Source organism: Roseobacter sp. (genome assembly GCF_045106495.1).
GTDB lineage: Bacteria > Pseudomonadota > Alphaproteobacteria > Rhodobacterales > Rhodobacteraceae > Roseobacter.
Genome location: NZ_JBGCEQ010000026.1, coordinates 40,756 through 52,422 on the forward strand (window position 1 = coordinate 40,756; position 11,667 = coordinate 52,422).

Annotated in this window: 10 protein-coding genes; 7 read left to right on the forward strand and 3 right to left on the reverse strand. The window is 55.5% G+C overall.

The annotated features are described in order from the left end of the window. The first annotated feature begins 73 nt into the window (after positions 1–73). The 5 genes from rpoD to ribD all read left to right on the forward strand — a co-directional run bounded on the left by rpoD (position 74) and on the right by ribD (position 5,143). A complete protein-coding gene (gene rpoD, locus AB8B75_RS16565; protein ID WP_405363900.1) occupies positions 74–2,056 on the forward strand; it encodes an RNA polymerase sigma factor RpoD in 1,983 nt (660 codons plus the stop codon). A 697-nt stretch (positions 2,057–2,753) separates the two neighbouring features. Next, positions 2,754–3,029, forward strand: a complete 276-nt coding sequence (locus AB8B75_RS16570) for an HlyU family transcriptional regulator (RefSeq protein WP_405363901.1) — start codon at positions 2,754–2,756, stop codon at positions 3,027–3,029. Positions 3,030–3,040: 11 nt separating this feature from the next. Beyond that, positions 3,041–3,454 carry a secondary thiamine-phosphate synthase enzyme YjbQ gene (locus tag AB8B75_RS16575; RefSeq protein ID WP_405363903.1) on the forward strand — a complete coding sequence of 138 codons (414 nt, stop codon included), beginning with the start codon at positions 3,041–3,043 and terminating at the stop codon, positions 3,452–3,454. A gap of 127 nt (positions 3,455–3,581) precedes the next feature. Then, positions 3,582–4,049, forward strand: coding sequence for a transcriptional regulator NrdR (gene nrdR, locus AB8B75_RS16580; RefSeq protein ID WP_405363904.1), 468 nt, complete (start codon positions 3,582–3,584; stop codon positions 4,047–4,049). Then, positions 4,046–5,143 (forward strand): bifunctional diaminohydroxyphosphoribosylaminopyrimidine deaminase/5-amino-6-(5-phosphoribosylamino)uracil reductase RibD, encoded by a 1,098-nt coding sequence (ribD, locus tag AB8B75_RS16585; RefSeq protein ID WP_405363905.1) that lies wholly within the window; start codon positions 4,046–4,048, stop codon positions 5,141–5,143. The genes nrdR and ribD overlap by 4 nt, the downstream gene beginning before the upstream one ends. Before the next feature lies 1 nt (position 5,144). Here ribD and AB8B75_RS16590 read toward each other — a convergent pair whose 3' ends face one another. The 3 genes from AB8B75_RS16590 to AB8B75_RS16600 all read right to left on the reverse strand — a co-directional run bounded on the left by AB8B75_RS16590 (position 5,145) and on the right by AB8B75_RS16600 (position 9,717). Then, the gene (locus tag AB8B75_RS16590; protein WP_405363907.1) at positions 5,145–7,163 is read right to left on the reverse strand and encodes a capsular polysaccharide biosynthesis protein; all 2,019 of its coding nucleotides are present in this window, start codon (positions 7,161–7,163) and stop codon (positions 5,145–5,147) included. An 8-nt stretch (positions 7,164–7,171) separates the two neighbouring features. Then, positions 7,172–8,305: a polysaccharide biosynthesis/export family protein gene (locus AB8B75_RS16595; protein WP_405363909.1), complete on the reverse strand. Its 1,134-nt coding sequence runs from the start codon at positions 8,303–8,305 to the stop codon at positions 7,172–7,174. Between the two features lie 71 nt (positions 8,306–8,376). Continuing rightward, entirely contained in the window at positions 8,377–9,717 is a 1,341-nt protein-coding gene (locus tag AB8B75_RS16600) for a capsule biosynthesis protein (RefSeq protein ID WP_405363980.1), read from the reverse strand. A gap of 150 nt (positions 9,718–9,867) precedes the next feature. Here AB8B75_RS16600 and AB8B75_RS16605 point away from each other — a divergent pair, with 150 nt between their 5' ends. Next, a complete protein-coding gene (locus AB8B75_RS16605) occupies positions 9,868–10,467 on the forward strand; it encodes a riboflavin synthase (protein ID WP_405363911.1) in 600 nt (199 codons plus the stop codon). Positions 10,468–10,542: 75 nt separating this feature from the next. Continuing rightward, positions 10,543–11,667 carry a 3,4-dihydroxy-2-butanone-4-phosphate synthase gene (gene ribB / locus AB8B75_RS16610; RefSeq protein WP_405363913.1) on the forward strand — a complete coding sequence of 375 codons (1,125 nt, stop codon included), beginning with the start codon at positions 10,543–10,545 and terminating at the stop codon, positions 11,665–11,667.

Genomic DNA, 11,667 nt, shown 5'->3' on the forward strand with positions numbered 1-11,667 from the left:
AATCACCCAAAAGCACTAGATGATTCTCTGGTGATTCGGGCGAGCGAATCGATGGGACCCTTAGGAGCACTGCATGGCCGCTAAAGATAGCAATACCGACGCAAAACCGGACGATCAGGACGCAGGCCATTCGCTCGACATGAGCCAGGCCGCCGTAAAAAAGATGATCGGCGAAGCCCGCGAGAAGGGTTACATCACATACGACCAGCTCAACACGGTATTGCCCCCTGATCAGGTGAGCTCCGAGCAAATCGAAGACGTCATGTCGATGCTGTCCGAAATGGGCATTAACATCATCGAAGACGAAGACGCCGAAGAAGAGGAAGCTAAAGGATCCACCGAGCTGACCACGACAGAGGGGACACGCGAAGTCATCCTGGGATCGGGGACCTCTGAGAAGCTGGACCGGACCGATGATCCCGTGCGCATGTACCTGCGTGAAATGGGATCCGTTGAGCTTTTGAGCCGTGAAGGCGAAATTGCCATCGCCAAGCGCATCGAAGCGGGTCGCAACACGATGATTGCGGGTCTGTGCGAAAGTCCGCTGACTTTTCAGGCGATCACGATCTGGCGTGATGAACTTCTGTCGGAAGACATTTTGCTGCGGGATGTCATCGATCTTGAAGCAACTTTTGGCAATCAGCTGGATGAAGATGGTGCCGTTGATGAACCCGTTGTGGCGGCAGATGGGACGGTGGAAAAGAAAGAGGAGGCCAGCCCCGAACTGGACGCGGATGGCAATCCAATTGCGCAGGACGATGATGATGACGAGGACGATCAAGCCAACATGTCATTGGCTGCAATGGAGGCCGCGCTCAAACCACAGGTTCTCGAAGCGCTGGACATTATTGCCGATGACTACGTCAAGCTCAGCGAAATGCAGGACAGCCGGATCTCCGCAACGCTGAACGAGGATGGTTCGTTCACCCAGGCCGATGAAGATCTATACCAGAAACTACGCGCGGAAATTGTGTTGTTGGTAAATGAGTTGCACTTGCACAACAACCGTATCGAAGCCCTGATTGACCAGCTCTATGGTATCAACCGTCGGATCATGCAGATCGATAGCGCCATGGTGAAACTTGCTGACCAGGCGCGCATCAACCGTCGTGAATTCGTGGGTGAATACCGGGGCTATGAGCTTGACCCGAACTGGATGGAGCGGATGGCCGAAAAGACCGGTCGAGGCTGGCAGATGTTCATCGAACGCTCTTCGGAAAAAGTCGAAGAATTGCGCACGGATATGGCCCAGGTGGGGCAGTATGTCGGTTTGGATATTTCCGAGTTTCGCCGGATCGTTCAACAGGTTCAAAAGGGTGAGAAAGAAGCACGCCAGGCCAAGAAGGAAATGGTCGAGGCAAACCTGCGTTTGGTGATTTCGATTGCCAAGAAATACACAAACCGCGGCTTGCAATTCCTTGATCTCATTCAGGAAGGTAATATCGGCCTGATGAAAGCGGTGGACAAATTCGAATACCGTCGTGGGTACAAGTTTTCCACTTATGCGACCTGGTGGATTCGGCAGGCGATTACCCGGTCTATTGCGGACCAGGCGCGCACGATTCGGATTCCCGTGCACATGATCGAGACGATCAACAAGCTTGTGCGCACGGGCCGCCAGATGCTGCATGAAATTGGCCGCGAGCCGACACCGGAAGAATTGGCGGAAAAGCTGCAAATGCCGCTTGAGAAGGTGCGCAAGGCGATGAACCGCGCCAAAGAGCCGACTCCCCTTGAGACACCCATTGGCGCCGACGACGACAGCCAACTCGCCGATTCCATTGAGGACAAGAATGCAGTGCTGCCTTTGGACAGCGCCATTCAGGAGAACCTCAAAGAGACGACAACCCGCGTATTGGCTTCGCTTACGCCACGCGAGGAACGGGTGCTGCGCATGCGATTCGGCATTGGTATGAACACCGATCATACGCTCGAAGAGGTCGGTCAGCAGTTCAGCGTGACCCGCGAACGCATCCGCCAGATCGAAGCAAAGGCGCTGCGGAAATTGAAGCACCCCAGTAGGTCGCGAAAGTTGCGGAGTTTCCTGGATCAATAAACCGGTCTTGCACGTAGAATCTGGAAACTTGTGATTGCGTGTACTTGGTTTTTTGATAGTTCTGGCTATTGAACCACTCGTTCCCATCGAATGGTTCCAAGTGTTCAATTTCTTTTCGTCTTACGATTGATTAGAGACCGCGAGGGCCGTAACCATTTGGTTTGTCGTGGTTTTTGCCTTGTTCTCCTGGCCATAGGTTACACCGGGGTATGTCGAGCGTATTGAGAACAGTTTGCTGAATCTGGCCAAAAAACCGTTATCAGGTTTGCCGAAGAGTCCGCACGCGTTTTCCTTCAGGTTCTTCATCTGCGTCCTTCTCGGTCCTTCGCTTATCTAATATGCGATTGCGGTGCTCGTGGCCGTCTGGAACCCAATGGCGCGAGTCGCCACTAACAAGTAACCGCTGGAATGCGACGATTTCTCCAAAGAACTTGACCGCGCTATGCGGTTTTTCCCGACCCTGTTTCTCTTGAAGAATATGCCTCCATCATTGGCGCTGGCGTCATTGCTTTTCGGCGCCAATTCTGGAACGCCGCCGAAGCCAGTGGTGCAATTTGCTGGCCCGGTATTCTCCAACGCCGGGCAACTATTACTCGGGAAATGCGTTTATCAAGAAGGATTGAAGGCGGGCGTTTCGATCCCACTTTCATGCCACGGCTCCGCGCGCTAGGTTTGATGCAACAGATTGGAGGCGATAATGTCATTTCTCAAAAAACTTTTCGGCGGTGGGGCAGAGGCAAAGGCCGAGGCTGCGACAGAGACCTACGAGGCGTTCAAGATCACCGCGACCCCGATTGCTGAAGGCAACACGTTCCGCGTTGCTGCACTCATCGAAAAAGAGGTAAGCGGTGAAATGCGCAGCCACAATCTTGTCCGGGCTGATACTGTGCAAGGGCTGGAAGAGGCGCAGAAAGCCTGCTTTCGAAAGGCCAAGCAAGTGATCGACGAACAAGGCGATAGGCTTTTTCGGTAACAGACTGTCAGATGGCCGAAATAATCATCGCGACCCGTGGTCCCGGGTTGTACGAGTTTACTGATCAACTCGCGCCTCATCTCAAGGGTTCCGGCCTACTGACGCTTTTCATACGCCATACGTCTGCCAGCTTGCTGATACAAGAAAACGCCGATCCGGAGGTTCAGATTGATCTGGCAAACTTTTTTGCGCGACTGGTCCCGCCGAGTACCGATCCGGCGATGTCCTATCTTACGCATACCTATGAAGGACCCGACGATATGCCAGCTCACATAAAGGCAGCATTGTTACCGACGTACCTATCTATTCCTGTCGTAGAGGGGCAGATGGCCTTGGGGACCTGGCAAGGGGTTTATCTATTTGAACACCGCACGAATCCTCACAGGCGTCAGGTTGCAGTGTCTTTTCTGCGCAACGGTGGATGACGCATTCCGCCTACTACATCTGGATGCGTGTTTCTCCTCTACCCAAAACCTAGGCGCTCGCCTATAAAGATTGCTGAATGGGGCGGCGATCCCACAAAAGAGGCGGATAACAAGAGGGAGACAGCCCATGCGCTGCCCGTTTTGCGGAAACATTGACACACAGGTAAAGGACAGCCGACCCGCCGAGGATCACGTATCGATCCGTCGACGCCGCTTTTGCCCAGCTTGTGGCGGCCGATTTACCACCTATGAACGCGTGCAACTACGCGATCTCGTGGTGATCAAATCCACCGGCAAGCGCGAAGACTTCGACAGGGACAAGTTGGAACGGTCGATCCGCATTTCCATGCAAAAGCGTCCGATCGATCCCGAACGCATCGATCAGATGATCTCCGGCATTGTGCGACGATTGGAGAGTATGGGCGAGACCGACATCGGCTCCAAACAGATTGGCGAGATCGTGATGGAGGCGCTCGCGCGCATCGATACCGTGGCCTATGTGCGCTTTGCGAGCGTGTACAAAAACTTCCAGGCTGCGGATGATTTTGACAAATTTGTCAGTGAATTGCGGCCAGAACCTCCCACAGAAGAGTGAACAACGCTGAACGCTTCATGGCGCTCGCGCTGTCGCTGGGACGGCGTGGTCTAGGTCGCACTTGGCCCAATCCGTCAGTGGGCTGCGTCATTGTCAAGAAAGACCGCATTGTAGGCCGGGGCTGGACCCAACCCGGTGGGCGGCCGCACGCTGAAACGCAAGCTCTCGCGCAAGCTGGCCAGGCAGCGAAAAACGCCGAAGTCTATGTGACGTTGGAACCCTGTTCACATCAAGGCCAGACACCACCTTGTGCGCAGGCCCTGATCGATGCCGAGGTCGGCGCTGTATCCGTCGCGACGCTTGACAGCGATCCGCGGGTCAGTGGGCGGGGCTGTGAAATGATGCGGGCTGCGGGCGTCAAAGTTGAGGTCGGGTTGATGGAAACGCAAGCCCGGATCGATAACGCGGGCTTCTTTTCAAGGGTTGATCTCAACCGGCCATTCGTCACGTTGAAACTGGCAAGCAGTTTTGACGGTCGGATCGCAACGGGGGCAGGCGAAAGCCAGTGGATCACGGGGCCTCAGGCGCGCCGATGTGTACATGCTATGCGCGCACGCCATGATGCTGTGATGATCGGCGGGGGAACAGCGCGCAAAGATGATCCCAGCCTGACAGTCAGAGGCCTTGGAACAGAATGGCAGCCTGCACGAGTGGTCATCAGCAGGCGTTTAGACCTGCCCTTGATGAGCGCGCTGGCGCGCACGGCAAAAGAGATACCGGTCATCCTGTGTCACGGAAAAGACGCGGACCCAACATTGTTGCAAACTTGGCAGGACATTGGCGCGACAGTTTTACCTTGCCGTGTCAGGGCAGGGCAGTTGGACCCTGAAGATGTGTTGCAGCAGCTCGCACGGCATGGGTTGACGCGCGTGTTCTGCGAAGGCGGAAGTGCGTTGGCCGCCAGTTTGATCGAAGCGGATTTGGTCGATGAGCTGGTCGGATTTACCGCTGGCCTGGCGATCGGCGCAGAAGGGTTGCCTTCTATTGGCGCGCTTGGTTTGAGGCGTCTACATGATGCGCAGCGGTATGATCTGGTATCTTGCCGGTCAATTGGCAACGATACGGTGCACGTCTGGCGCCGCGCCTTGCATTGACTCAGCGTCGCCAAAGATGGGCGTAGCTGGCCAGCAGCCCCTGAAGTTTTGACAGCAGGCGATTGGCGCTACCCTGTCGAATAGAATCGCCTTGCGCCAATCGATCGATCGCAACTTCGACAGGGCAGGGCTCGCCCGTTTTGGGGTCCATATAGCGGGGGTAGTCGATCAGTGCCGCATGAACCAGCCCCGCCAAAGTGGGTCGTGCGCGTCGGCGCGGGGGCACCTCGCCAAGGTCCTTGGTCAAACCCCATCCGGCATAAAAAGGAGCGCCGACCGTCGTGACTGGTACCCCGCGCAAAAGCGCTTCGAAGCCCATCAGCGACGTCATGGTCCAGACTTCCTGGACCTGCTCCAGAATAGCAGTGGCATCGCCCTTGTGGGCAACATAGTCTGCCAAAGTCTTGTTCGAGAGCGCGCCTGTTCGCAGGCCTGCCTCTACATCCGGGTGCGGTTTATATATCAGGACTGCCTCTGGATTAGCTGCGCGGGCGGTGCGAAGGAGCTCGGAGTTGCTCTGGATCGCGCGCGTTCCAGTCAAAACGGAGGCATCATCTTCGACCTGTCCCACCACCAAAATGCGGTGCCCTTCGGGCAGCTGCGCCACCTGTCCGCCGAGGTTGTATTTGGTTAGCCGGTTCTGCACAATTCGATGGATCAACCTGAGTGCGCGCGCTTCCTGATCTGTTCGTAAAACTGCGCGGGCTGCGATCAGTTTTTCCAGCCGACTGGGTTGGGCAGGATCGTAGTAGATGCCCAAGCCGTCCACGACCAAAGAGACGGGCGCGATGAGGTCAGCGCCCAATCCTCGAGAGCGCAAAAACCCATCTTCGACGCGTAACGCATCCTTGTGTCCTACCTCGGCTTTGCCTGCCCAAACCATCCAGGGACGTCCAACAATGCGCGCGCGTGCAGGGTCATCCTCAAAGGTAATTGGGCCGTGTCGGCCGAAAAACTGTTGCATGGGCTTGCGTTTCCAAAGCTTCATGCCCGATGCAACCCATCCCCGATGGTCTTCGCGCCAACTGCGTGCCTGAGCGGATAGAGATGTCATGGAGGTTTGCAGATCACAAAGCCTATCGTTGTAGGGGTCATACCACTTTGGATAAAGTATCATGGCCGCAGCAAACAGCTGGGCACGGGTCAGGCTGCGTTGTCGTCGCTGTACGGGGAATTCGTCTTCGGTCAGACCCCAGCCTGCATAGAATGGTTGGCCGAAGAGGCGTGGTTTATGACCCGCAAACACCGCCTCAAACCCCAGTTGAGACGAAACAGTATAGACACCAACGGCCCCCTCAAAAAGCGTCCAGGGGCTGATGGGGTCAGACAAGAATGTGATGCGGTCTGATCCATCCTGTGTTTCGAAATACCCTTTCCTGTGGCCGGCGACAGTTTCAGGGTGTGTCTTGATGACAATGTGGGCGCCGGGATGCTCTTGCTGCGCCACAAACAGCATTTCGAGGAACCGATTGCGATCAGCGCCACTGGCGATAACAGAGGCGTCGCCGCGGGTTTGATCCAGCACCAAGACATAACCCGGTGGCGGGGGGCTATGGTCAGGATCCACGGCGCAGAACTTTGTCAAATGCGCCTCCTGCATGTATGCAATCGCGTCACGTGCCGCCGTGAGCAAGGCGGTGTCATCCAACGGGTGATCGCTGAGCAGCCTCTCCAGATCGGACACTGTTGCTGGGTCGTAGTGGACCCCGGTGTGATCAACTAACAAACCTAGGGGTGGCTCGCCCAGACGGCCTGGATGCAGCGATCTCAGCCAGGCGTCTTCCACCCGCACCAGGCCTGAGCCCTTGTGGGCCGCCACGGCAGCGCCGCGATGCGAAGTGGGGCTGTTGCCCCAAACGCCCACCAGATCATCTGGACCAGGTGTGCCCAGTTTTATCTCATAGCCGCTAAGCGCCAGAATGCGACGGATGCGGGCCTGCGTCAGGAAGCCGCCGTTGTAAACGTAGAGAGGGCGAGAGGCTTCCTGGGCTGCAATGCTTGGATCATGTGATTGACCCATGTGGCGTGTCAGTTGACGAGTTGGTCAACATTGGCAACCGGTGCCACCAGCGAGCCAAAGACTGCGGATACAGCTTTGTTCCACTGATTGATCGGCGCTTCGGTCACATAGAGCGTGTCACCATCGCGTATCACGAAGTCACGCGCGACGAACATGCCATTGGGCTTTGTCAGATCGAGCAGGTAAATCATGCGCTGCGGCCCGTCGAGGTCATTGCGCCCCAATACATCAGCCGCAATTTCAGATGGTTCATTTCGAAAAACAAACACGCCAGTCGCATCCGACGTTGAAGAAATCAAACCACCCACTTGGGCAATCGCCTCGAGAGAAGAAAGGTTTTGCGACTGGAAAGGGACCCGTGCCTGCGTACCTGTCGCGCCAAGGGCCGTGAAGGAACGTGTATCCTCTTCGACAAGAATGCGGTCGCCCCCGCGCAGTGCGATATCCACCTCGGGGTTGTTGTAAAGGTCTTGGAACCAAATGCGACTGCGCTGGCCACCACGAATGACAGTAATTTGTGCGATCTCCGGTTCAATCGTGACACCGCCCGCCTTGGAGAGCATGGTCGACAATGTTCGCGTTGGACGCTCGATCGCATAAACACCCTGTGCGCCAACCGACCCCGTTAGGGAAACAGTTGATCCATCGCCTGCTTCGCGACGCACCTCAACCTGCGGGTCCGGTGTTTGTTCTTCAAGTCTTGCAGTGATGATCCGGCGAATGGCTTCTGGCGAATTGCCTGAGGCCTTTATGCGTCCTGCGTAGGGCACAAAGATGAATCCGTCGCCATCAACCTGGACACTTTCGAGAAGCGTGGCATTGCTGGTTTGACCAGCAAGCAACCCATCGTCGACATTCTCCCAAATGGTCAAGCCAAGAATATCGCCAGGCTGGATCGTATCGGAGCCAATTTTTGACGCATTCTTAAAACTATCGGAAAAACCCAAAGGCGGCACAACTCCGGTTGCCTCGGTCACACGGTCATCCACGGTTACGACAAAGGCGTCACCTTCTTTTTGAACTGAGCCTGCGAAAATTTCGCTTTTGCTGGGACCAACTTTGGGGAGCGTGCACGCCGACAAGACGGCCAATGCCGTCACGATTGCGATGGGACGCACCCATCCGGAAACGGAGAATGTCACTGCGCGGTCTCCTCGACCTATTCGAATTCTGCCTCAGTTCGCCAACTTTTCGTGGCGTTGTTGGATACAACCTATCCGTTCATTCTTGCAAAATCCACCGTTTCTGCGTCGGAAGCGGCGTGCACAACCCTCAACTGTTGCGCGATGGCCTCGGTTTTCTGACGCGGAATTTGGTAAGGGTCACATCCCTCGAGCATCATTTCGGTCACCTGTCGCAACAGTTGCCGACGCCCGAGTGCGGAATAGTAGCTTCCGGGTAACTGGCTGGTTTCCAACAAAAACTGCCTGAAATCGAAATAGGCTTGACGATCCCCGCGGTCTGGTTTGGCGAAAAACGTGCGCAAAGGCTGGTGCGATACCAGCCCTGGTTTGTCGTAGACTGCTGTCCCAAAAACCTTGAGTGGAATGCCGCGCCAAAGGGCCTGTTGCCCCGCGGTGGAATTGACGGTGACCGCACTTCGCGCTTCTGACAAGATACCGGCAAGCTTGCCCCCACGCAGAAAATGAACGCGGCCCACCAAATCATAGGTCTCTGCAAAGCGACGAATATCCCGTTTTATCGGAGCGCGTCCGTCTTCCAAAGGGTGCGCTTTGAACACAAGGTGGTGGTGAACAGGCGCGCCACGCGCGAATTCGGAAATGACCTCTTCCAGGAACTCACTCTGTTTTGCAAAAGGGCCATGGTTTTGGAATGAACTGTCGTGTTCCAATTGCAATAGGGCCAGGTGGTAGGGAAATCCGCCGCGCCGCAGTCTATAGGTTGAGATGCGCCGTTCAAGTGATTGAAAAGGCGTAAATACGAGCCGTTTGACGTAGAGCTTGAACTCTTGGACGACATTCAGGTCCCGGTGCGGACAAAAATGTTTGTACTTTCGATTCCAGAACATGACGAACCAATGATAAAGCGCGCCATAAAAGATGTGTTGACGCATGTCGCCCCAATGGCTTGGGGCCATCGGAGGGATTTCACTGGTCTGCGCGCGTGCGTTGCGTATGGCAGCAAGCGGCATGTTCATCAGAGCGGAATGGCCGTTGGACCCGCCAAGCTCATAGCTCACCCAATAGGGTCGCAAATACCCTTCTTCAAAAACATGTACGGTTATGTTGCGCGTTTTGGCTTTGGCGATGGCTTCTACATGCATCCAACGGGTGTCGGCATAGACGACGATGTCTGTCACCGACTTAGTTGTTACGACGTTGTTGAAAAATGTGGTCCATGCGGCTTGTCTGTCACGAAAAGGTAAAAACGTCGTTCGATCAGACCAGTAAACCTGGTCGCCTGCATTAAACCCAATCCGCCAACATTTGGCGCCAGCGTGCTGCAACTGCTTGCTTAACTGCGAAAAAAACGGTCCGTGCGGGCCCTGAAGAAACAAGAAAACGCGCTCGGAAGGGGCGTTAGATGATGTCAGCAAGAGCAACCTCAGGCAATCAAAAGTTGTACTCCAACCACTTCACCCAACCTAAAGATGACATATTTTGTCGGATGGGACAAGTCCGGGGTCTTGTCAGTCATTTCGTGTAGGGCTAGGTCACTGCTCAAGCTGTAGGAAGGGCGGGCCATGTTCACAGGTATCATCACCGACATCGGTACAATCATTTCTGTAGTTCAGGAGGGAGATTTGCGGGTGCGCATTCAAACCTCCTACAACACGGCCGGCATCGACATGGGAGCCTCCATCGCCTCAGACGGAGTGTGCCTGACCGTCGTGGATCTGGGGACAGATTGGTACGAGGTGCAGATCAGTGCCGAGACGGTCGACAAGACCAATATCGGACGCAACAAATGGTCTGTGGGCAAAAGGGTCAATCTCGAACGCGCGCTTCGTGTCGGCGACGAACTGGGCGGTCATATCGTGTCCGGCCATGTCGATGGTGTGGCAGAAGTGACAGATGTTGTGGACGAGGGCGACAGCACACGCGTGACCTTGCGCGCGCCTAACGATCTGGCGCGGTTCATCGCACCCAAAGGATCGGTTGCGCTGAACGGTACGTCTCTCACGGTCAATGATGTGGACGGGCCTGAGTTTGGAATTAACTTCATTCCCCATACAAAAGTTGCAACGACATGGGGCGATGTTGCGGTTGGCGACCTCGTCAACTTGGAGATTGACACATTGGCTCGATACGTTGCGCGACTGGCCGAAACGCAGGCGCCTTAAAGCGCGCCGCGTGACTGGTCAATATCGGTCAGCTGGGCTATGAGCCTGCCAAGTTGAACGAAAGGCATATGCGCTATGAGTTTCGAAACGCCAGGGCCCGTAGAAAAAGACCTGAGTGCTAACATTTCGCCTGTTGCGGATATCATTGACGATGCAAAGCAAGGACGGATGTTCATTCTCGTTGATCATGAAGATCGTGAGAACGAAGGCGACCTGGTGATCCCCGCACAATTTGCGGATGCCGATGCGATCAACTTCATGGCCACGCACGGTCGCGGTTTGATCTGTCTGCCACTGACAGCGGAACGGATCGAAACGCTCGGCCTGCCCATGATGGCGGTCAATAACTCTTCACGGCACGAGACAGCATTTACCGTATCGATTGAGGCCCGCGAAGGCGTTAGCACGGGGATTTCCGCCGCTGACCGCGCGTTGACCGTGGCTGTGGCAATCGATGAGGAAAAGGGTCAGGCCGACATCGCGACGCCTGGACATGTGTTTCCTTTGCGCGCTCGGCAGGGCGGTGTGTTAGTGCGTGCTGGTCATACCGAAGCGGCTGTAGATTTCAGCCGCCTGGCCGGTTTGCATCCCTCTGCCGTGATCTGCGAGGTTATGAAAACCGATGGCACGATGGCGCGGTTATACGATCTTGTCGTTTTCGCCAAGGAATTCGGGCTGAAGATTGGCACAATCAGTGATCTGATCGCTTACCGGCTCAAGCACGACAATCTTTTGCGTTTGCGCAATGAGCGCAAGGTTACCTCGGCTTATGGCGGGGAATGGCACATGCGGGTCTTCGCGGATGAAATTACAGGTACAGATCACGTTGTGCTGTCCAAGGGAGATCTTTCCACCGATGCACCCGTGTTGGTCAGAACCCATGCTCTCAATGCTCTCGAAGACGTGTTGGGCCTTGGACCAAGCCCGGCAGACGAATTGCCCCGCGCGATGGAGATCATTGCCGAAGAAGGCCGTGGTGCAGTTTTGCTTTTTCGCGAGCCGCATCCGAAACTACGCCTGGAAGGGGATGAAGACGAGGGACCGCGGACAATCAAACGTACGGGTGTAGGCGCGCAGATCATGTCGACCCTTGGTCTCAGCGATATCGTATTGCTGACCGACAGCCCGCAAACGAAATATCTCGGGCTGGATGCTTATAATCTGACCATTGTGGGCACTCGCCCGATCACCAAGGATTGA

Bases quoted from the DNA above. Each gene is read 5' to 3' on its own strand.
- rpoD (WP_405363900.1), top strand. From the start codon at position 74: ATGGCCGCTAAAGATAGCAATACCGACGCAAAACCGGACGATCAGGAC.
- AB8B75_RS16570 (WP_405363901.1), top strand. From the start codon at position 2,754: ATGTCATTTCTCAAAAAACTTTTCGGCGGTGGGGCAGAGGCAAAGGCC.
- AB8B75_RS16575 (WP_405363903.1), top strand. From the start codon at position 3,041: ATGGCCGAAATAATCATCGCGACCCGTGGTCCCGGGTTGTACGAGTTT.
- nrdR (WP_405363904.1), top strand. From the start codon at position 3,582: ATGCGCTGCCCGTTTTGCGGAAACATTGACACACAGGTAAAGGACAGC.
- AB8B75_RS16590 (WP_405363907.1), bottom strand. From the start codon at position 7,163: ATGGGTCAATCACATGATCCAAGCATTGCAGCCCAGGAAGCCTCTCGC.
- AB8B75_RS16605 (WP_405363911.1), top strand. From the start codon at position 9,868: ATGTTCACAGGTATCATCACCGACATCGGTACAATCATTTCTGTAGTT.
- ribB (WP_405363913.1), top strand. From the start codon at position 10,543: ATGAGTTTCGAAACGCCAGGGCCCGTAGAAAAAGACCTGAGTGCTAAC.